The sequence below is a fragment of the Pseudohalioglobus sediminis genome, from assembly GCF_008370495.1.
In the GTDB taxonomy this organism is placed as follows: Bacteria; Pseudomonadota; Gammaproteobacteria; order Pseudomonadales; family Halieaceae; genus Halioglobus.
Genome location: NZ_VTUX01000001.1, coordinates 839785 through 861140, shown reverse-complemented (window position 1 = coordinate 861140; position 21356 = coordinate 839785). Strand labels below are relative to the sequence as shown.

Genomic DNA, 21356 nt, shown 5'->3' with positions numbered 1-21356 from the left:
ACGGCAGATGAACAAGCAAATGACGGCAGAGCAGGTCGTTGCCCGCCTGGAAGACGGTATGACCATCGGCATCGGCGGCTGGGGCCCCAGGCGCAAGCCCATGGCCCTGGTGCGCGCGATACTGCGCTCCGACCTCAAGGACCTCACCATCGTTGCCTACGGTGGCGCCGACGTGGGTATGCTGTGCGCGGCCGGCAAGGTAAAGAAGGTGGTGTTTGCCTTTGTTTCCCTGGATTTTATCCCGCTGGAGCCCTACTTCCGCCAGGCACGGCAGTCCGGCGCTATCGAAGTGATGGAGATAGACGAGGGCATGATGCTGCTGGGTTTGCGCGCCGCGGCCTGGGGCTTGCCCTTCATACCCACCGAGGTGGGCCTGGGTACTGACATCATCAATCAGAACCCCGATATCAAGGTTATCGACAGCCCCTACGACGACAAGGAGTGGGTGGCGATGCCGGCGCTGCAGCTCGATGCCTCGCTGATCCATGTCGACCGCGCCGATGCCCGTGGCGTGTGCCAGATTGCCGGCCCCGATCATTACATGGATGACTGGTTTGCACGCGCTGCGCGCGAAACCTACGTGTCCTGTGACGAGTTGGTGGAGACCAGCTACTTCCACGATCCGGCCGAGGCGCGCATGGTGCACTGGGAGCGCAGCCAGACCACCGGTGTGGTACCCATCCCCGGCGGCGCCCACCCCAGTTCGTGCTCGCCGCTGTACGGCTTCGATGTGCCGCATTTCAAGGCCTACGCGGCATCCGCGAAGGAAGAGAGCGGCTTCCAGGGCTACCTGGAGCAGTACCTGGGCGATTCGGAAGCCGAGTACCAGGACAGGGTCGGCGGCCTCGACGCCATCCGTGCAATTGAACTGCCCACCTATTGAGCGAGGAACAAGCAAATGACAGCAGCTACTGATTACACCCTCGCCGAACTGTGCATCGTTGCGGCGAGCAAGGCCTTTGAGAACGACGGTGAAGTGCTTGCCACAGGCATCGGCGTAATACCCCGCCTGGCGGCGAGCCTGGCCATGAAAACCACCAATCCCGACCTGATGATGACCGATTCCGAGGCCTGGATGCTCAGCGAGCCCAATCCGCTGGGCAAACGCGATGCGGGCTTCCAGCAGGCCAATGAAAGCTGGATGGGTTTTTCCCGTATCTTCGACAATGTCTGGAGCGGCCGCCGCCACGCCATGCTGGGCCCGACCCAGATCGATAAATACGGGCAGACCAATACCTCAGCGCTGGGCGGAACCTACGCGGCGCCCAAGGTGATGATGCTGGGCGCACGCGGGTTCCCCGGGAATTCCATCTCGCACCCCAACAGCTTTTTTGTGCCCTCCCACAACACCCGCGTGTTCATGGACGGAGAGTGCGATTTTGTCTCCTCTGTAGGCTACAACCCCGAACGTTTGCCGAGGGGGCACAGCCTCGATGACATCGACATCCGCCTGGTGATAACCAACCTCTGCGTGATGGATTTCGGTGGTCCCGACCACCAGATCCGCCTGCTGTCGCTGCACCCCGGGGTCAGCGCAGAGCAGGTGCAGGAAAACACTGCTTACCCGGTGTATATCGAGGGCGATGTGCCGACCACGCAGGCACCCACGCAGGCGCAACTGGACCTGATCGCGGCGCTGGACCCGCATAACCAGCGCGCCTACCAGATCAAGGACAATCCCCCCGGCAACCCCAGGTAACTAAACCATGCTAGCAACGCGACTGACAGAGCTTCTCGGCTGCCGCTACCCGATCGTGCAGACCGCCATGGGCTGGGTTGCCGACCCGAATCTGGTAGCCGGAAGCTGTAATGCCGGCGGCTTCGGTTTCCTCGCCGGCGCCACCATACCGGCGGACGAAATCGAGCGCGACATCCTGCGGGTGAAGGAACTCACCGACCGGCCGTTCGGGGTGAACTTTCACATGTACCAGCCCAACGCCGCCGATATCGTTGACCTGGTTATCCGGCACGGGGTCAGGGCGGTCAGTTATTCGCGTTCGCCGGGGCCGGAATTCATCGCCCGCCTGAAGGAAGCTGGCGTGGTCTGCATGCCCACGGTGGGCCTGCCCAAGCACGCCATCAAGGCCGTGGAACTGGGTGCGGACGTGGTTACGGTGCAGGGTGGCGAAGGTGGCGGTCATACCGGCTCAGTGCCCACCACGCTGTTGATACCCCAGGTGATTGATGCGGTTGGCGACAAGGTGCCGGTAGTAGCGGCAGGCGGTTTCAAGGATGGCCGCGGCCTGGTTGCCGCCATGGCCTGGGGTGCCGATGGCATCGCCATGGGCACGCGCTTCCTGATGACCGAGGAGAGCCCGGTGCCAAGGCAAACCCTGCAGCGTTACGTGGACTGCAAGAATCCCGGCGAGATCATCGTATCGAAGGCAATGGACGGCCTGCCCCAGCGCATGATCATGAATGAACTGCTCTCGGAACTGGAAAAAGCCGGGCCATTGAAAAAGCTGATGATCGCCATGCGCAATGGCATGGCATTTCGCAAGCACACCGGGGCGACAGTGCTCAGCCTGTTGCAGTCCGCCTGGAAGATGCACAAGGACGACGATATCTCCACAGCACAGGCGATTATGTCTGCCAACGCGCCCATGATCATCCAGAAGGCGATGGTCGAGGGGCAGCCCGCCAATGGCGTATTGCCCTCCGGGCAGGTGGCCGGCGTGATCGATGAGCTGCTGAGTTGTGAAGATCTCATAACCTCCATAGTGGCCGAGGCCGAGACGCGCCTGGCCGTGCTGGCGCAGCGCGCCGGTTAAGCTGAATAAACGGGAAAAAGTTATGTCCAAACCATTTGTAACGACCATTGCCGACGGCATCGCCGAGATGATCCTGGATCACCCGCCGGTCAATGCGTTCGACAGCGCAGGCTGGTTTGCCATCGCTGATGAAATCGATGCCCTGGGTGAAAATGACGAGGTGCGGGTGATCATCATTGGCGCTGCCGGCAAAGGGTTTTGCGCCGGCGTTGACATCAAGGAGCTGGCCGCAGACGGCAGCAAGATCGTGGACGTCAACAAGGGTAACTACGAGACCTTTCGCGCTATCCATCGCAATCCCAAACCGGTGATCGTGGCCCTGCACAGTTTTGTCCTCGGCGGCGGCATTGGCATGGCCGGCGCTGCCGACATCATTATCTGCTCTGATTGCGCGCGCTTCGGGGTGCCGGAAATCGATCGCGGCGCGATGGGTGGCGGTGCCCACCTGCAGCGGATGTTCCCGGTGCAGAAAGTGCGCTACATGTATTTCACCGGTGAATTCATCGACGCAGAGGAAGCCTATCGCCTCGGTGCGGTAGAGCGTGTGGTTCCGCGAGAGCAATTGCTGCCCGCGGCGCGGGATATCGCCGCGAGGATTGCCGAGAAGTCTCCGGCGATGGTGCGGCTGGCCAAGGAGGCACTGACCGGCATCGAGGATGGCAATCTCGAAGACAAGTACCGCTGGGAGCAGGGTTTCACCCTCGAGGCCTACACCATGGGTGATTCCCAGGAGTCGCGCGATGCTTTCGTGCAGAAGCGTGACGCCAGGTTCGATTGAGGTGCGGCTGCAGGGGCGTTAGTGCGCCAGCCAGATTACCACGCGGGTTCCCGGACCCCGCCTGCGTGGGCACGACAGCGAAAGGGCCGGCAAGCAAGGGCTGAACAAGCATGGAACTGACATACACTGACAAACAGAAAGCCTTCCGCGAAGAAGTGCGCAGTTGGCTGGCAGACAACGTGCCCGCAGAGCCACTGCAAACTTTCGATACCGAAGCGGGTTTCCAGGCGCACCGTGAATGGGAAGCGAGGCTCAACGCGGGCCGCTGGGGCATGGTGACCTGGCCGGAGGAACTCGGTGGTCGCGGTTGTGACCTGATCGAATGGCTCATATTTGAAGAGGAATACTACAAGGCAGGCGCGCCACTGCGCGTGAACCAGAACGGGATTTTCCTGCTCGGTCCGACGCTGATGGAGTACGGTACCGAAGAGCAGAAGGCGCGCATCCTGCCGAAAATGGCGACCGGCGAGGAAGTCTGGTCACAGGGCTGGTCGGAGCCGAACGCGGGCTCTGATATGGCCGCGATTCGTTCCACCGCCAGGCTCGAAGGCGACAAGTACATCATCAATGGCCAGAAAACCTGGTCCACCCGCGCGGTGTGGGCAGACTGGTGTTTCGGCATGTTCCGCACCGATCCGGAATCGGAGCGGCACCGCGGCCTCACCTTTATCCTGGTGCCGCTGGATACGCCGGGCATTACCGTGCGCCCGATTCCGCAACTGGATGGCCTGCCGGGCTTTGCCGAAATATTTTTCGATAACGTCGAGGTCGCGGTGGAAAACCGCCTCGGTGACGAGGGTGCGGGTTGGGCCGTGGCCATGGCCACCGCGGGATTCGAGCGCGGCCTGATGCTGCGCTCCCCTGCGCGTTTCCAGGAAACCGCGCGTCGCCTGGTTGAGCTGTACCGGGCGAATCAGTCCTCGGCAGACCAGGACCCAGCCGTGCGCGACGCGGTGTTGCGCGCCTACCTGGACGCGGAAAGCTATTGCCTCAGCACCTACCAGACTGCCTGTCGCCTGAACAAGGGTGGCAAGATCGGCGCCGAGTCATCCACCAACAAGATCTTCTGGTCCGAGCTGGACCAGAATATGCACGCCACGGCGATGAGTATTCTCGGCGCGCGTGCGGAATTACTGCCCCATGCGCCGGACGCGAGCGGTGTTGGCAACTGGTTGGACGGCTGGCTGTTCGCCCAGTCCGGGCCGATTTACGCCGGGACCAACGAGGTCCAGCGCAACATCATCGCCGAAAGAATGCTCGGCATGCCGCGCCGGTGATCCAGAATGCATCTTTCGGCGCAACTCATCGTCAGCTCCCTGCTCAGTCGGTCACGTATTGACCTATACGTCCCCTCCCTGCGCGGGGTGCTTCCTCAATCTGCGCCGAAAGCTTCATCCCGGCCTCACCGACTCAAGACCAAGAGGTGACTTGAAAAAAATGGACTTTACCTTTAGCGAAGACCAACTGCTGTTTCAGGATTCCGTTCGTGACTTCCTGGTAAATGAGGTTACCCCCGAGCGTATCCGTGCGAGTTGGGAAACCGCAAGCGGGCGTGACGCCGCCCTCTGGGCGCAGCTGGCCGAACTGGGCCTGACCGGCCTGACCGTGCCGGAAGAGCTGGGCGGCCTTGGTATGAGTGAACTGGACTTCATCCTGCTGGCCCAGGAATGCGGATACGTGGCCCTGGCGGAACCGTTGGTGCATACGGCACTGGTGGCCGTACCACTGCTGCGCGAACTGGGTGGTGAACTGGCTGCGCAATGGCTGCCACGCATAGCCGCCGGTGAGGCGAAAGTGATTGTCGGGCTCGAGCATAACCTGCTGGTCGAAGATGCCCACGTGGCCGATCTACTGTTGCTGCAGCGCGGCGAGCGTATCCTGGCCGCAACTCCCGATCAGGTGGCGCTGCGTCACAACGAATCGGTCGATCCATCGCGCAGGCTGTTTGCAGTCGACGTCGCCGCCGACGCTGCCGAGGTCGCCAGCGGCGAGCGCGCCGCAGAGCTGGCCACCAGAGCCCTGGATCGTGGCGCCCTGGGCTGTGCCGCGCAGGCACTGGGACTGGCGCAGCGCATGGTAGATATGTCCGTGCAGTACACCAGCGAGCGCCAGCAATTCGGCCAGGCCATCGGTGCCTTCCAGGCGGTAAAACATCACATGGCCAACATCGCCGTGCGGCTTGAGTACGCCAGGGCGCCAGTGCATCGCGCCGCCTACAGTGTGGCGTGTGCGGAGGCGGTGGCTTCACAGGCCGTGTCCCATGCCAAGCTCGTGGCCTGCGAGGCGGCCAATCTCGCCGCGAAGAATTGCATACAGGTGCACGGCGCCATGGGATACACCTGGGAAGTGGATCTACACATTTTCATGAAGAAAGCCTGGGCACTGGCCAACAGCTGGGGCGATGCCGGGTTCCACAAAACCCGGGTAGGTGAACACATTTTCGCAGAGGGCGCGGCGCTGGGCGCTGGCGCCACCTTTGCCTGAACAGGAAGGAAACAGACTATGGCAGATGCTTATATTGTCGATGCAGTGCGCTCACCCACTGGACGTCGCAAGGGAGGCCTGGCGCACGTGCACGGCGCCGATCTCGGTGCCCATGTGATCAAGACCCTGGTGGACCGCAACGGGATTCCGGATAACGAGTACGACGACGTGATTTTTGGTTGCGTGGACACCATCGGCCCGTTGGCCGGTGACATTGCCCGCACCTGCTGGCTGGTAGCGGGACTCTCCGATGAAGTGCCGGGCACCACTGTCGACCGCCAGTGCGGCTCATCGCAGCAGGCCGTGCACTTCGCTGCCCAGGCAGTGATGGCGGGCGTGAACGACGTGGTGATCGCCGGCGGTGTGCAGACCATGACCCAGATCCCGATCTCTTCCGCCATGACTGCCGCGGAACCCCTGGGCTTCAGCGACCCGTTCACCGGCTCCACCGGTTGGGTTGAGCGTTACGGCAAGACGCCTCCCACCCAGTTCCGCTCCGCGCAGATGATTGCCGACCACTGGGGCTTCAGTCGCACAGACCTCGAGGTATTCTCCCTGGAATCCCATAACCGTGCTCTGAAGGCGATCGAAGAGGGGCGTTTCAATCGTGAGATCGCGCCACTCGAAGGCGTGGCCATGGACGAAACGCCACGCCAGACCACGCTGGAGAAGATGGCTGAACTGGACGACCTGTTCGGCTGTGACAAGGTCACCGCCGCCGTATCCAGCCAGACCTGCGACGGCGCATCCGCCGTGCTCGTGGTCTCGGAAGAGGCCCTGAAACGCTACGACCTCACACCCAGGGCGCGCATCGCGCACATGAGCGTGCGCGCCGCAGACCCCATATGGATGCTGACCGCGCCGATACCGGCCACCGAGTATGCGCTGCAAAAAGCCGGCATGAAGCTGAACGATATCGACCTGGTGGAAATCAACGAAGCCTTCGCCTCCGTGCCCATGGCCTGGTTGAAGGAAACTGGCTACGACCACGCCCGTACCAATGTCAACGGCGGCGCTATTGCGCTGGGCCATCCGCTGGGGGCCACCGGCACCAAGCTGATGACCACCCTGTTGCATGAACTGGAGCGCAGCGGCGGTAAATACGGCCTGCAGACCATGTGCGAAGGCGGTGGCCAGGCCAACGTCACCATTCTGGAGCGGCTGGGATAGTAGGTTGGTGATGCGCGCGCAGCAGGTAATCTGGCTCCGGCACATTCTCCGAGTTGTCGACCCGGTGCACCCCGGAGTTGTCATCCCCGCGCACCCCGGAGTTGTCATCCCCGCGCAGGCGGGGATCCATTGAGTATCGACCTCACCTGGATCCCCGCCTGCGCGGGGATGACGAGATAAGGAGAATTCGGGGGCCGGCCTTTCGGGGGCCGGCCTTCCTGACCGGCGAAAAAATTGCAGCGAGCCGACTGTGCGGGTCGCGAGATTGGAACCAAACAACTCAGTAGAGAAGGGAAAACACAATGAGCGGAATCCTGGAAGGAAGAGTAGCCATCATCACCGGCGCCGGCGGCGGCCTGGGCGCAGCCCATGCCCGCGTGTTCGCCAGCGAAGGCTGTGCCGTGGTAGTGAACGATATCAACACCGAGGCCGCCCAGGCCGTGGTCGACGAGATCACCGCGGCCGGCGGCAAAGCCGTTGTGAACAGCTCCGACATCACCCACTACGACGACAGCCTGAACGCCGTGAAGCAGGCCATCGACATCTTCGGTGACCTGCACATCGTGCTCAACAACGCCGGTATCAATCGCGACCGCATGTTCGCCTCCATGACCGAGGCCGAGTGGGACGCCATCATGTCCGTACACCTGAAAGGACACTTCTGCATCAGCTCCCACGCGGTGCACTACTGGCGAGGGCAGTCCAAAGAAGGCAAGGCCGTGGATGCGAGAATCATCAACACCACATCCGGTGCCGGCCTCCAGGGCTCTGTCGGCCAGTCCAACTACGCCGCCGCCAAGGCCGGCATTGCCGCGCTCACCCTCAATCAGGCGGCGGAACTGGCCCGCTACGGCATCACCGCCAACGCGGTGGCGCCATCTGCACGCACCGGCATGACCACCGCCGTTCCTGAAATGGCCGAGCGCATGAAAAAACCCGAGGACGGCAGCTTCGATCGCTTTGCCCCGGAAAACGTTTCCAATTTGCTGGCCTGGCTGGCCAGCCCCGAGGCGGCGCAGGTGACGGGCCGCGTATTCGAAGCCGAAGGCGGTCGCCTCTGCATTTGTGATGGCTGGCGCACCACGGAAGGCGTGGACCGCGATGCCGAGTGGCCGCCGGCGGAGATCGGCGAGGCCATGAAAGTGCTGCTGGAAAAAGAGGTACCGGCACAGAAAGTATGGGGAACCTGACAGTGAGTCGCTGCGCACGTGAGCCCTCGTCAACTCAAGGTGCTTGCGTCATTCAAGGAGCTCTCGTACTGCAGCGAGATTCCTCATCCAGCGAGTCCCCGTTATCGAGCGAGCTCCCGTCATCCCCGCGCAGGCGGGGATCCAGCGGGCTTTAAAGGATTTCTGGGTCCCCGCCTGCGCGGGGACGACGGGGCAGGCAGGAAAGACGACGGGTCGAACAGTGTAAACGGCTCGTAAGAGCGATGGAGTAACCATGGATTTTGCATTTACTGAAGAGCAGGAGATGATCCGCGATACCGCGGCAGCTTTCCTGGCGGAAGTGTCCACCAGCGAGGCGGTGCGCCGCGCCATGGCAACAGAGCAGGGCTACGACCCCGAGCTGTGGCAGCGTATCTGCGGGGAAATGTACTGGCAGGCGATTCATGTACCCGAAGCCCACGGCGGCATGGGCCTGGGCTATATAGAAGTGGTGGCGATGATGGAGCAGATGGGTCGCTACCTGTTGTGTTCGCCATTCTTTGCCACCGTCTGCATGGCAGGCAATGCCCTGCTGCTGGCGGGCAGTGAAGAGCAGAAGTCGCACTGGCTCGGCCAGCTCTGTGAGCGCGGCCTGACTGCCACCCTGGCCTTCAACGGCGGCAGTCGCATCTGGGACGCGAGCAGCATTACCGCCACCTACCGCCGCACGGGCGACGCGTTTCTGCTCAACGGAGACTACCGCTACGTGATCGATGGCCACAGCGCAGAGCTGCTGGTGGTGGCGGCGAGGGAAGAGGGTAGTGAGGCAGAGGAGGGCATCAGCCTGTTCCTGCTGCCCGCCGACAGCGCCGGTGTCGGCAGGACCTGGCTGCCGACCATGGATCAGGCGCGCAAGCAGGCCGCCATCCAACTCAGCGATGTCTCTCTCGCTGCCGATGCCCTGCTTGGCGAGGCCGGCAAGGGTTGGCATGCGCTGGCGCAGGTGATCGACCTGGCTGCCGTGGCGCTGGCCGCAGAGCAGGTGGGTGGTTGCCAGCAGCTACTGGACATGACTGTCGATTACACGTCCGAGCGGGTGCAGTTCAACCGTCCCATCGCCAGTTTCCAGGCGGTGAAACACAAGGCCGCGGATATGATGCTGCAGACAGAAGTTGCGCGTTCAGGCGTCTACTATGCCGCCTGCGTGGCCCAGGAGGCGCTTGTTGGCGGCGAACTGGCCGCCGAGTTGCCCGAGGCCGCCAGCGTCGCCAAGGCCTACAGCTCGGATGCCTATTTCGCCGTGGCGGGCGATACCCTGCAATTGTTCGGCGGCGTGGGTTTTACCTGGGAGTACGACGTGCACCTGTATTTCAAGCGCGCGAAGTCATCTGAGCACCTGCTCGGCGACGGGGCCCAACATCGCGAGCGCCTGGCCGCGCTGTTGCTGGATCAGGAGAACGTATCATGAAGTTGAGTTTCAGTGCCGAAGACGAACGCTTTCGCGAAGAAATTGCCACCTGGCTGAACCAGAATCTCACCGGCGAATTCGCCAGGCTCAAATACCGCGGTGGCCCGGGTGATGAACACACCTATCCGCAGGAACGCCAGCAGTGGGAAAAGAAACTGGCCGAGGGCGGCTGGACCTGCGTCGGCTGGCCCAGGGAGTTCGGCGGTCGCGGCTGCTCCATCGAACAGCAGGTGATTTTCTTTGAAGAGTATGCCCGTGCCGGGGCACCGGGCCGGGTCGGCCATATTGGTGAAGGGTTGACCGGTCCTACGCTAATTGCCTTCGGCACCACGGAACAACAGCAAAAATATCTTCCCGGCATTGTTGCCGGCACCGAACTCTGGTGCCAGGGCTACTCGGAACCCGGGGCGGGTTCTGACCTTGCCAACGTGAAGACCAAAGCGCGTTTCGATGAGGCCAGCAACAAGTGGATTATCGATGGCCAGAAAGTGTGGACCTCGCTGGCGCATGAATCCGATTACTGCTTTGTGATTGCCCGCACCGATCCCGACTCGGTCGCTCACAAGGGCCTGGGTTTTTTCCTGGTCAAGATGGACCAGCCCGGTATCGAAGTGCGCCCCATCGAGCAGATCACCGGGACCTCCGAGTTCAACGAAGTGTTTTTTGACGGCGCCGAGTGTGATGCCAGCGATATCGTCGGTGCGCCGGGCGACGGCTGGAAAGTGGCCATGGGGCTGCTGGGCTTCGAGCGGGGTGTGTCCACCCTGGGCCAGCAGATGCAGTTTCAGAACGAGTTCGACCAGGTGGTTGCACTGGCACGAGAGAATGGTTCCGCACGGGACCCGGTGATCCGCCAGCGTATCGCCAGGGCACACACGGAACTCAAGATCATGCGTTACAACGCCATGCGCATGCTATCGGGGCAGAGCGGTTCCGATGGTTCGCTGCAGAAAGAGGCGCTGATCTACAAGCTGTTCTGGGCCACCTGGCATCGCAGCCTGGGAGAGCTGGCCATGGACGTGATGGGCCCCGAGTGTGAAATACTGGAAGACGCGCCTTACGAGCTCAGCCGTTTGCAGTCCATGTATCTGTTCGTGCGCTCCGATACCATTTACGGCGGTACCAACCAGATCCAACGTAACATTATCGCCGAGCGCGGCCTGGGTATGCCCAAGGAACCGCGCATGCCGGCCAAGTAGAGGTCTACACGATGAATTTGAAAGCACCTGAATACGTGGCCGGTCACGGTCTGATAAAAGGCAAAACCGTATTGATCACCGCCGCCGCCGGGGCGGGAATCGGTTTTTCCGCAGCAGTGCGCGCAGCGGAAGAGGGCGCCCGGGCAATTGTGCTGAGTGATATCCATCCGGGACGACTCGACGCTGCCGTTGCCAAACTGAAAGAGGACAGTGGCCTGCAGGAAGTGTACGGCAAGGTGGGCAACGTCGCCGTCGAAGACGACGTGCAGGCGCTGGTCGATTTTGCCGAGCAGCAGGTCGATGGTGTGGATATCCTCATCAACAACGCCGGGCTGGGTACCTCCAGGGCCCTGATCGAGATGGAAGACGACGAGTGGCACAAGGTGATTGATGTCACCCTCAACGGCACCATGCGCATGACCCGTTACATGATGAAAGTCATGAAGGCGCGAGGGCAGGGCGGCGTTATTGTCAACAACGCCTCGGTGTTGGGCTGGCGCGCGCAGAAAGAGCAGGCCCATTACGCCGCTGCCAAGGCGGGTGTGATGGCCCTGACCCGCTGTGCGGCGCTGGAGGCAGCGGAGTTTGATGTGCGCATCAACGCCGTTTCGCCGTCTATTGTGCTGCACCCGATGCTGCGCAAATCCGCATCCGAGGAACTACTGCAGGAACTGGAATCGAAAGAAGCCTACGGGCGCGCGGCCGAAGCATGGGAAGTGGCCAATGTGATGATGTTCCTGGCCTCCGACTATTCAAGCTACATGACAGGCGAAATCGTATCCTGTTCCAGTCAGCGCGCCTGACCTACGCAACACAATTTACTGCTTGCGCGCCCGGCTATCCGTACGCACCAACCAAAGGAGAAAAACCATGAGAGACGCAGTGATCGTATCTACCGCCAGAACCGGCCTTGCCAAGTCATTCCGCGGCGGTTTCAACGATACGGAAGCCCCGGCTATGGGCGGTCATGTGGTGCGCGCGGCAGTCGAACGCGCGGGCATCGACCCGGCAGAAGTGGACGACTGCATTTTCGGTGCGGCGGCCCAGCAGGGCACCCAGGCCTATAATATCGGTCGCCTGAGCGCCATCGCGGGAGGTTTGCCCGAGACTGTTGCGGGTATGTCCATAGAGCGCCAGTGCTCCTCAGGGCTGATGTCGATTGCCACTGCTGCCAAGAGCATTATGTGCAATGAGTACGACATCGCGGTAGCGGGTGGCGTGGAGTCGATTTCGCTGGTGCAGACCAAGCACAAGAACAGCTATCGCAACGTCTCCAAAACGGTTACCCAGATTGATCCCACCGCCTACATGCCTATGCTGGAAACTGCGGAAGTGGTTTCCGAGCGCTACAACATCAGCCGCGAGGCACAGGATATCTACTCACTGCAGAGCCAGCAGCGCACCGCCGCGGCGCAACAGGCGGGCCTGTTCGATGACGAGATCGTGGCGATGAATGCCACCAGGTCCGTCTTCAACAGGGAAACCAAAGAAACCACCTACGAGGACGTGGTGGTGGACCGCGATGACTGCAATCGCCCCTCGACCACCCTGGAAAGCCTGGCCGCCCTGGAGCCAGTATGGAAAGACGGTCACTGGGTCAAGGAAGGCCGTTTTATTACCGCCGGAAACTCTTCCCAGCTGTCCGATGGCGCCTCCGCCTGTGTGGTGATGGATTCCAGGCTCGCCGAGCAGAAAGGCCTGGCGCCCCTGGGCCTGTATCGCGGCCTCGCCGTCGCCGGTTGCAAGTCCGACGAGATGGGTATCGGCCCCGTGTTTGCGGTGCCCAAGCTGCTGCAGCGCCACGGCCTGACTGTGGATGACATCGACCTGTGGGAGTTGAACGAGGCTTTCGCCTGCCAGGTGATCCATTGCCGCGATGAACTGGGTATCGACAACGACAAGCTCAATGTCAACGGTGGCTCCATTTCCATCGGGCATCCTTTTGGCATGAGCGGGGCCCGTATGGTTGGCCACGTCCTGCTCGAGGGCCGGCGCCGGGGGGCCAAACTGGCGGTAGTCACCATGTGCATCGGCGGCGGAATGGGCGCGGCCGGTCTCTTCGAAATCCTCTGATTTCTCCACTTCGGGGCGCTCCTGCCCCGAACTTTTACCGAACTTTGCACTCCAAGCGCTGTGCTACAATGGCGCGGTCTCGGCCACGTATGTTATTGATGCGTGGCTAATTTTTATGCAGCGGCTCGGGTGGGCGATGAAAAAAATCGGCGAATTGCTGGTAGAGCAGGGTAAGGTTTCGGAGCGGGACGTGGAGCGCACCCTGCTCGCCCAGAGTGAAATGGGCGATATGTTCGGCCAGGTGCTTATCAAGCTGGGCCTGGTGTCAGAACTGGACTTCGCCCAGGTACTCAGCCAGCAGCTCGATATTCCTCTCTACGCCGCCGGTGATTACCCCGAAGAGCCTTTGGCCCTCGACGGCCTGGCCCTGGATTTCCTGTTTTCCAACTCGGTGGTGCCGATCAAGGCAGACGCCGAGCACATTCACTTCGCCGCAGCGGTGCCGCAGGATGCTTTCCTCAGCAAGGCCCTGTCCATGGCTCTGGACAAGCCGGTGACGATTGCCCTCGGCCTGGAATCCGACATCAACCGGGCGCTGCAGCTGTATCTGCAGGCCGGTGAAGAAGGCGAAGCGGGCGATATCGATGACCAGTTCGGCGGGCAGAGCGATGACGAGTTTATCGAGCACCTGCGGGACCTGGCCAGTGAAGCGCCGGTTATTCGACTGGTGAACCAGATCATCCACCGCGCGGTGGACCTGTCGGCATCGGATATTCATATCGAGCCGTTTGAAGACGGCCTGCACCTGCGTTATCGCGTGGATGGTGTGTTGCAGGAGCACCAGGACGCGCCACCCCCCAATCTCAGTGCGGCGATTGCATCGCGGATCAAGTTGTTATCGCATATGAACATCGCCGAGCAGCGCCTGCCGCAGGATGGACGCATCATGACCCGTGTCAAAGGCCATGAACTCGATTTGCGTGTCTCCACCATTCCCACTGTGCATGGCGAAAGCATCGTCATGCGTGTGCTCGATCGCGAGAGTATTCGCTTGAGCCTTGCCGATATGGGCTTCAGTGAAGATACCCTGGGGCGCTATCGTGAACTGCTGGCGCGACCGCACGGTGTGTTGCTGGTGACCGGGCCGACCGGTTCCGGTAAGACCACCACGCTGTATGCGTCCCTGGCCTCGCTGGATTCCAGCCACCTGAAGATCATTACCGTTGAGGACCCGGTGGAATACCAGCTGCAGGGCGTCAACCAGATACAGGTGCAATCCCAGATCGAGCTGACATTCGCGCGGGCGCTGCGCTCAATCCTGCGCCAGGACCCCGACATCATCATGATTGGTGAGATGCGCGACACCGAGACCGCACAGATCGGCGTGCAGTCGGCGCTAACCGGTCACCTGGTGTTGTCGACTCTGCACACCAATACCGCGGCCGGAGCGATTACCCGGCTCGAGGACATGGGGGTAGAACGCTACCTGATCACCTCCTCCGTCAACGGCGTGCTGGCACAGCGGCTGGTGCGCACCCTGTGCTCCCAGTGCAAGCAGCGCGTGACCCTGTCTCCGGAGGCGATCAAGAGCTCCGGCATCGCGCCATTCCTCGCCGCGGGCCAGAACGAGGTTTACCAGGCGGCGGGATGCGCGCACTGTATGGAAACGGGCTACAGCGGGCGAACGTCGATACACGAATTGTTCCAGCTGGATGAAGACATTCACCGGGTCATCATGAGCGGCGCCGACGCAACGCTGCTGCATGCGGCGGCGCGCCGCCAGGGCATGATCACTCTTTACGAAGACGGCCTGCGCAAAGTGGCTGCCGGCCTGACTTCAATGGAAGAAGTCCTGCGCGTCACCCAGGACCAGAGCGACGACCTGCGCAAAGAGGATGCCGCGGCAGTAGAACTGGCCACCGACCAGGCGCTGACCGTATAAGCCATGGCTTCCTTTTCCTACAAGGCGGTCAGCCGCGACGGCAAGCAGCGACAGGGTGTTATAGAGGCCGATGGCCTGGAGCTGGCGTCACGCCAGTTACGTTCACAGGGTCTTACGCTGCTCAAGCTGGAGGCAGGCGGTGAGTTGGGGCAGACCGAAAAGGCGGCCGGCAAGCAGCCCACGCGCCAGGATGTGTTGTCGATGACCTCGGAGCTGGCCGTGTTATTGCGCGCCGGGCTGCCGCTGGACCGGGCGCTGAAGGTATTGATCGATATGGCCGCGCAGCCGGCCATGCACCTGCTGCTCAACGACTTGCTCAAAGCGGTCAAGGGAGGCAAGCCCCTGTCCTCTGCGCTGCAGCAGCATGAGGAACTGTTCGGGACTTTCTACATCAGCATGGTGCGATCGGGCGAGGCCAGCGGCCATCTTTCTGCCGTGCTCGATCGCCTGGTGGAGTATCTGGAAAACGCCAAGGCCAATCGCGATACCGTGGTATCGGCGTTGATCTACCCGGCGATCCTGTTGGTTGTGGCGGTGCTCTCGGTGGTGGTCATGCTCGGTTTTGTGGTGCCGCAATTTGAAAGCCTGTTCGAGGATATGGGCGATGCCCTGCCGGTGCTGACGCAGGGGGTGCTGGCCGGTGCTGACTTCCTCAAGTCCTGGTGGTGGCTCCTGTTGCTGCTGGTGGGCGGCGCGGTAGTGATGTTTCGCAACTGGAGCGCGACCGAGCAGGGGCGTGCAGCGATGGACAGGCGCATGCTGGCGTTGCCCCTTGCTGGCAATATCATCTTTGAGTTCGAAGTTTCCAAATTTGCCAGAACGGTGGGAACCTTATTGGGCAACGGGGTGTCTCTGTTGAAAGCGATCTCCATTGCCATCGATACCGTTGATAACCGGGTCATACGCGAGTCCCTGCAGGTGCTGCCCCCGGCGGTCAAGGCGGGCAAGCGTATGTCGCTGGCGCTGCAGGAGACCGGGATGTTTACCCCGATGGTCATTCAGATGATTCGGGTGGGCGAGGAATCCGGCAGCCTGGACCAGATGATGCTGGAGCTGGCCAAGGTATTTGATGATCACGTGCAGTCAGGCGTGAAGCGCGGTTTGGCTTTGCTGGAACCGGTGTTGATCCTGACCATGGGCTTTATCATCGCCGTTATAATTATTGCCATACTGTCGGGAATACTGTCAGTGAATAACCTGGCGGTATAGGCACAGTGCGTGCCGCAGAATTTTGAGGACGTGAATATGATGCGTAGAACGAGACAACATACAGCCGGTTTTACCCTGATGGAATTACTGGTGGTGCTGGCCATTCTGGGCTTGCTGATGAGCCTGGTGGGCCCCCAGGTCCTGAATCAACTGGGCGGCGCCAAGACCAAGACTGCCGGTATCCAGATAAAGGACCTGGAACAGGCGCTGGAAATGTACAAGCTCGATGTCGGGCGTTTCCCCTCGACCTCGGAGGGGCTTGAAGCCCTGGTGAAAAAGCCGGCCAATGCGACCGGGTGGAACGGGCCGTATCTGAAGTCCGATGTGCCGATGGATCCCTGGAACAACGAGTACCAGTATAAGTATCCGGGTGAGCACGCCGAGGTCGATATCTTTACCTACGGCGCCAACGCGGCTCCCGGTGGTGACGGCGAAGATGCCGACGTGGGCAACTGGAAGTAGCCCGGGACGCCTGCGGCTACCGCCGCCGTTGCAACCTGCAGTGACTGGCTACATTCACAGACCCCGTGCCCTGGCAGCGGGCACGAAGCCGGGTCCTTTTGCAGGAGCCAGGCAGCGAGCGTTCACACTGGTGGAACTGATGGTGGCTATCGCCATCGTCGGCCTGGTCATTGCGGTCACGGTGCCAGGTTCCATGCGCTTTTACGAATCCATCCAGTATCGCCAGTCGGTACGTGATGTCCTCAGCGCTCTCGGCGGTGCGCGCCAGCAGGCCATGGATACCGGCAGGGCACAGGACGTCCTGTTTCGACCGCGCGAGGGCAGCGTCGAATACGCCGGCGAGACCCTGCTTCTCCCCGATGACTTTACGCTGGCTGTCACCACTGCCAGCGAGGTCAACCAGGGCGCCGCCGGCGTGATTCGTTTTTATCCCGAGGGCGGCTCCACTGGCGGTGATATCGACATCACCGCGCCTGGCGGTCGCGGTGTGCGTATCGCCGTGGACTGGTTGATGGGCGGCGTGACCCAGGTCAGGCATGAGCAGCCGTAACGATTCTGCCGCCAGTGGCCAGCGGGGTTTTTCCCTGCTGGAAATGATGGTGGCGATATCCATTCTCGCACTCGCGCTGGGTGCGTTGTACCAGGCCGCGAGCGGTGCCACGCGCAATGTCCGCACAGGGGAGCGCTACGCTTATGGCGTAGAAATGGCGCGCTCGCTGCTGGCCGACCACGGGGTGGTGCCCGCCGAGGGCGTCAATGCCGAGGGCGAGACAGCAAGCGGCTATATGTGGCGCGTGCAGACCAGTCCGATCGAGCTCGAGCGCACGGGACTCGGCCAGGCCCGCATGCATGCGCTGGAAGTTGTGGTGGCCTGGTTTGATGGCAGCAAACGCCGGGAAATCGTGCTGCATTCTGTGGTAGAGGGGGGCGACAGTGGATCGCGGTAAACAGGCACCCGGTTTTACCCTCGTTGAAGTGTTGGTCGCCCTGACTATCCTCAGCCTGGTGTTGATGGGCACCGTGACCGCCATGCGCACCCTGGGCAACACCCAGAGTGCACTGGAGAAAGTCAGTGCGCGCGTGGATGAGGTGCGCACGGTTAGCGAATTCCTGCGCGACCTGATGGAGTCAGCCGTAGTGGGCGCCAGTGGCGGCGGCGGACTGTCCCTGGGCGGCGGCGGGCGCGAGGCGACTTATTTCCGTATCGGCGAGGGGTACCTGGAATGGAAAACCAACCTGCTCTTCGGTGAGGCCTATGGCGGCACCCACGTGGTACGTGTCGCTGCTGACGGTGAGCGACTGGTGTTGCGTTGGCTCGAGCCCACTGCGACCGGCCTTGAGGACGAGGCATGGCAGGAAGCGCCTTCGCGGACACTGGTGGACAACCTCGAGGAGTTTGCCGTAAGCCTGCGTGCCGAATATGGCGGCGAGTGGGTTGATAGCTGGGAAGAAAACGCGGTCGCGCCGGCGCTGGCCAGGTTGCAAGTGAAGTCATCGGGCCGGTTCTGGCCGGAGCTTATCATGCGGGTGCAGCGATGAACCGGCAGGGTGGCGTCGCGCTGGCGATCGTGGTCTGGTTTATCGCCGGCATGTCGCTGCTGGTCGCCGGTATTGTGGCCTCGGCCCGGGTCGACACCAAGACCACCCAGATTCACCTGGCCAGGGCCAAGGCAGTGGCCGCTGGCGATGGCGCGATACAGTTAGCTATGTTGGAACGCAGGAGCGGATTCGATGTCTCAGCGCAGGGACCATTGATTTCAGAGTCCCGTCATCGATTGGGTGACGTCGATGTACTGGTGCGCATTATCCCGGCTTCGGGCTTCGTGGATATCAATAGTGCCCCCGCCGAAGTGTTACAGGCCTTGTTTCAGTTTGCCGGCAGGCTGGAACCCGGCGAGGCGCAAAACGTGGCTGCCAGTGTGTTAAAGTGGCGCAGTGGCGCGGCCGATACCAATCAGGCCAGCCAGCGACGCTCGCGGGTGAAAATGCGGCGCTTCTATTCGCTGGAAGATATGCTGCGGGTAGACGGTGTGAACCGCACTTTACTGGATGGTATTCGCGACTACGCCGTCGCCGGCAGTTGGGCCAGCGGCTCGGTCGACTGGAGCGCCGCGCCGGAGCAGATGCTGGACATACTGATCGCGCTCAATCCGGGGCAGGCAGGCGCGGTCGCGAAACGACGTGAATCGATGTCGGCGAACAGCTCCAGCGCCCGCCTGCGCAGTGGCGTATACCGGGCCGACGCGCTGGTCAGTTACGGCGGGCGCACCTGGCTGCGACGCCGCTGGTTGAAGACCGAGGCCGCAAGAGGGTCCTCGCTACCGTGGAGAGGTGTGCGCACCGAGGCTCCCAGGGTAGTGGGAAGACAACAATGATAACGGGGATCGTGCATGTTTGATTCGGGTCAGAACTGGGAACTGTTCGGCTACGACATGCGTCAACTGGGTCGGCATTTTGTCGCCGCATGGCGCGATCTGCTGTGGGCCTATGATTCTCCCGTGCGCACCCACCTCGATGAACCGGTCAGGCTGCAAACCGAGCGCGGCGCGCGGGTCTATCACGCCGGTCGCGAGACAGATGCGGTAAAGGCTGACTGCAACGCCGTGCTGCTGCCCGAAGAGGAAGTCTTGGTACGGCGCCTGCGACTGCCGCTGGCGGTAGAAGCGGATCTGGAATCTGCCATTGCCCTGGAAGTGGCTGCAAACAGCCCGTTCGCCACCGCAGACACGGGGCATGGCTGGTATATCTCCGGGCGCACAGATGACACGCTGCAACTCGACCTGGTTATCGTCTCACTGAGCGCGGCGATGGCGTTTATAGGCCAGCATTACGACAGCCACGACGCCCATGCCCAGGAAGCCTGGGTCGAAGTAGACGGCAACATGGTTGTCATTCGTGGTTTTGGTGAGGGTGCCCGCGAGCGCTGTTATCGTCGGCGCCTGATTCGGGTGGGCGCGATGGTAGCCGTGGCCGCCTTGCTGTTACTGACCCTCGCCGGTGTCGGCGCCGGCTTCAAGAAACTGGAACTGGGTCGAGTAGAAGGCCTCGCCAATGTGGTACAGCGTGAAGCAGCAGATGCGTCACGCATGCGCGCCATGCTGGGTAGCGCCAACGAAACGGTCGGCGCGGTCAATGACATTGTGGCGCGCTATCCCAACGCACATCATGAACTGGCGCGGTTGACTGAAATCCTGGGTGATTCGGCTTACGTAGAGCGCCTGTCCGTCGGAGCCCAGGAGATCGACCTGCGTGGGCGGGCAAGCGATGCGGCGGCGGTAATGGAAATGCTGACAGAACAGGCGGATTACAGCGGGGTTATCGCCGCCAGCCCGATCCGCAAGATACCCGGCACCAGTGTCGAGCAGTTCCACCTCAAGATTCAGTTGCGGGGTCAGGCATCGTGATCGACTGGATCAAGTCACATCGTCGCAGCGCCATCATCTGTGGTCTTACCCTGCTGGTTCCGTTACTGGTATACCTGAACCTGTTATTCAATGTCTGGGGCTTGCGCGCCGGCTATGCCGGTGACATAGAGCGCCTGGCGCCGCGTATTGCGCGCTTGCAGGGCTTGCAGCAGGTGCAGGAGCAACTCAATGACTCGGCGGTTATGGCCCAGCAGCAGATCGCGCGCCTGGTGTATCCGGCCAGTGAGGAGCGCGCATCTGTTGCCGCCTCGATGCAGACCGATGTGAGGCAATTGATGTCCGATGCGGGCCTGAATGTCAGTAACAGCCAGGTGTTGCCGGTGCGTGAGGAAGAAAAGTTTGATTATATCGGCGTCAAACTCACGGTGGCAGGTGACATGGACAGCCTCGATCGCGCGCTGGCGGAAATCGCCGAGTTCACGCCGCTGATTATTGTTGAGGGGCTGGATGTCTGGCCCACGCGAACGCGCCGTGGCAAAGACCAGCCGGAAGTGCAGGAGGCTACTGTCTCCATCCGCCTGTTGTCGCTGAGGTCGGTGATATGAACCTGGCCAGCCGCTACCGCAACCTCACCGAACCCTTGCAGACTGAACGGCGCGTGGAACTTGTGCTGCTGGTGCTGGTGCTGCTGCTGGTGTTGCAGGTGCTCTGGGGGCTGTACCGGGCGATTGTGCCGTCGGTGCCCGATCCGGTTCGCCCTACCTCTGAAGCGCTGGCGACCCGGGACCTGGTGGCGATGCAGGCGGTGCCCGCAGATGCGCGCGCGGGTATACGCCAGCGCCCGCTGTTCTGGGTAACACGCAGGCCTGTGAATGCAGTTGAGCAGCCAGCCGCCGAAACCACGGCAAGTGCAAGCAAAGATGCCAAGCCGCAAAAAATTGAAGGCCTGAAGCTGGCCGGCGTGTTCGGGGCAGGCGACTCCGCCGGCATTATCGTGCTGGCAAAAGACAAGAAACACCGCGTGACCGTGGGCCAGGAAATCAAGGGCTGGACGCTGCAGTCCGTGGGATCGACAGAAGCCCTTTTCAGCAGCAATGGGCGCGAGGCAAAACTGGCACTGAAACGGGGCAAGATCGAGTTTGCCGAAGTGCCGCCGGAGGAATTGCCAGCGGCCGAGGGCAGTAAGGCAGAGGCCAGTGATGCGCCCCCTGCTGCCCAGGCCGAGGCTACGCCCCGCAAACAGGCGCCTCCCGGTAACAAGCGTAAGCCCGCACCCGCGGCCGGCGGCGACAGCCTCAGTCTGGGTGGCGGCGACAGGGGCGCAAGGTGATATTAAAAGACCAAATG

General features: G+C 61.8%; 22 protein-coding genes. All 22 read left to right on the top strand.

Translation table 11 applies throughout. The features are described 5' to 3' along the window. Nucleotides 1-7 precede the first annotated feature (7 nt). The 22 genes from F0M18_RS03750 to F0M18_RS03645 all read left to right on the top strand — a co-directional run bounded on the left by F0M18_RS03750 (nt 8) and on the right by F0M18_RS03645 (nt 21339). Complete coding sequence (locus F0M18_RS03750; RefSeq protein WP_149610020.1) at nt 8-883, top strand: CoA transferase subunit A; 876 nt, start codon at nt 8-10, stop codon at nt 881-883. Between the two features lie 15 nt (nt 884-898). After that, a complete protein-coding gene (locus F0M18_RS03745) occupies nt 899-1699 on the top strand; it encodes a CoA-transferase subunit beta (RefSeq protein ID WP_149610019.1) in 801 nt (266 codons plus the stop codon). 7 nt (nt 1700-1706) lie between these two features. After that, nucleotides 1707-2771 carry an NAD(P)H-dependent flavin oxidoreductase gene (locus F0M18_RS03740; protein WP_149610018.1) on the top strand — a complete coding sequence of 355 codons (1065 nt, stop codon included), beginning with the start codon at nt 1707-1709 and terminating at the stop codon, nt 2769-2771. Between the two features lie 22 nt (nt 2772-2793). Beyond that, complete coding sequence (locus F0M18_RS03735) at nt 2794-3549, top strand: enoyl-CoA hydratase family protein (RefSeq protein WP_149610017.1); 756 nt, start codon at nt 2794-2796, stop codon at nt 3547-3549. A gap of 110 nt (nt 3550-3659) precedes the next feature. Next, the gene (locus tag F0M18_RS03730) at nt 3660-4826 is read left to right on the top strand and encodes an acyl-CoA dehydrogenase family protein (protein WP_149610016.1); all 1167 of its coding nucleotides are present in this window, start codon (nt 3660-3662) and stop codon (nt 4824-4826) included. 160 nt (nt 4827-4986) lie between these two features. After that, nucleotides 4987-6033: an acyl-CoA dehydrogenase family protein gene (locus tag F0M18_RS03725; RefSeq protein ID WP_149610125.1), complete on the top strand. Its 1047-nt coding sequence runs from the start codon at nt 4987-4989 to the stop codon at nt 6031-6033. Nucleotides 6034-6051: 18 nt separating this feature from the next. After that, nucleotides 6052-7203 carry an acetyl-CoA C-acetyltransferase gene (locus F0M18_RS03720; protein WP_149610015.1) on the top strand — a complete coding sequence of 384 codons (1152 nt, stop codon included), beginning with the start codon at nt 6052-6054 and terminating at the stop codon, nt 7201-7203. 302 nt (nt 7204-7505) lie between these two features. Then, the gene (locus tag F0M18_RS03715) at nt 7506-8393 is read left to right on the top strand and encodes an SDR family oxidoreductase (RefSeq protein ID WP_149610014.1); all 888 of its coding nucleotides are present in this window, start codon (nt 7506-7508) and stop codon (nt 8391-8393) included. Nucleotides 8394-8646: 253 nt separating this feature from the next. Next, nucleotides 8647-9819, top strand: coding sequence for an acyl-CoA dehydrogenase family protein (locus tag F0M18_RS03710; RefSeq protein WP_149610013.1), 1173 nt, complete (start codon nt 8647-8649; stop codon nt 9817-9819). Continuing rightward, nucleotides 9816-11018, top strand: coding sequence for an acyl-CoA dehydrogenase family protein (locus tag F0M18_RS03705; protein ID WP_149610012.1), 1203 nt, complete (start codon nt 9816-9818; stop codon nt 11016-11018). Before F0M18_RS03710 ends, F0M18_RS03705 begins: the two co-directional genes overlap by 4 nt. Before the next feature lie 11 nt (nt 11019-11029). Beyond that, nucleotides 11030-11821 carry an SDR family oxidoreductase gene (locus F0M18_RS03700; RefSeq protein ID WP_149610011.1) on the top strand — a complete coding sequence of 264 codons (792 nt, stop codon included), beginning with the start codon at nt 11030-11032 and terminating at the stop codon, nt 11819-11821. A gap of 67 nt (nt 11822-11888) precedes the next feature. Beyond that, entirely contained in the window at nt 11889-13091 is a 1203-nt protein-coding gene (locus F0M18_RS03695) for an acetyl-CoA C-acyltransferase (protein ID WP_149610010.1), read from the top strand. A 136-nt stretch (nt 13092-13227) separates the two neighbouring features. Continuing rightward, nucleotides 13228-14973, top strand: a complete 1746-nt coding sequence (locus tag F0M18_RS03690; RefSeq protein WP_149610009.1) for a GspE/PulE family protein — start codon at nt 13228-13230, stop codon at nt 14971-14973. Nucleotides 14974-14976: 3 nt separating this feature from the next. After that, entirely contained in the window at nt 14977-16182 is a 1206-nt protein-coding gene (locus tag F0M18_RS03685) for a type II secretion system F family protein (RefSeq protein WP_149610008.1), read from the top strand. 36 nt (nt 16183-16218) lie between these two features. Continuing rightward, nucleotides 16219-16644, top strand: coding sequence for a type II secretion system major pseudopilin GspG (gene gspG, locus F0M18_RS03680; RefSeq protein WP_149610007.1), 426 nt, complete (start codon nt 16219-16221; stop codon nt 16642-16644). After that, complete coding sequence (locus F0M18_RS03675) at nt 16619-17194, top strand: pilus assembly FimT family protein (protein ID WP_149610006.1); 576 nt, start codon at nt 16619-16621, stop codon at nt 17192-17194. The genes gspG and F0M18_RS03675 overlap by 26 nt, the downstream gene beginning before the upstream one ends. Then, the gene (locus F0M18_RS03670) at nt 17181-17591 is read left to right on the top strand and encodes a type II secretion system protein (protein WP_149610005.1); all 411 of its coding nucleotides are present in this window, start codon (nt 17181-17183) and stop codon (nt 17589-17591) included. Before F0M18_RS03675 ends, F0M18_RS03670 begins: the two co-directional genes overlap by 14 nt. Further along, nucleotides 17578-18183 carry a prepilin-type N-terminal cleavage/methylation domain-containing protein gene (locus F0M18_RS03665; RefSeq protein WP_149610004.1) on the top strand — a complete coding sequence of 202 codons (606 nt, stop codon included), beginning with the start codon at nt 17578-17580 and terminating at the stop codon, nt 18181-18183. Before F0M18_RS03670 ends, F0M18_RS03665 begins: the two co-directional genes overlap by 14 nt. Further along, nucleotides 18180-19019: a type II secretion system protein GspK gene (locus F0M18_RS03660; RefSeq protein WP_149610003.1), complete on the top strand. Its 840-nt coding sequence runs from the start codon at nt 18180-18182 to the stop codon at nt 19017-19019. Before F0M18_RS03665 ends, F0M18_RS03660 begins: the two co-directional genes overlap by 4 nt. Before the next feature lie 15 nt (nt 19020-19034). Beyond that, nucleotides 19035-20048: a PilN domain-containing protein gene (locus tag F0M18_RS03655; protein ID WP_149610002.1), complete on the top strand. Its 1014-nt coding sequence runs from the start codon at nt 19035-19037 to the stop codon at nt 20046-20048. Further along, entirely contained in the window at nt 20045-20614 is a 570-nt protein-coding gene (gene gspM, locus F0M18_RS03650; RefSeq protein WP_149610001.1) for a type II secretion system protein GspM, read from the top strand. Before F0M18_RS03655 ends, gspM begins: the two co-directional genes overlap by 4 nt. Further along, on the top strand, nt 20611-21339 hold the full coding sequence (locus F0M18_RS03645) for a hypothetical protein (RefSeq protein WP_149610000.1): 729 nt from the start codon (nt 20611-20613) through the stop codon (nt 21337-21339). Before gspM ends, F0M18_RS03645 begins: the two co-directional genes overlap by 4 nt. The last annotated feature ends 17 nt before the right edge of the window (nt 21340-21356 follow it).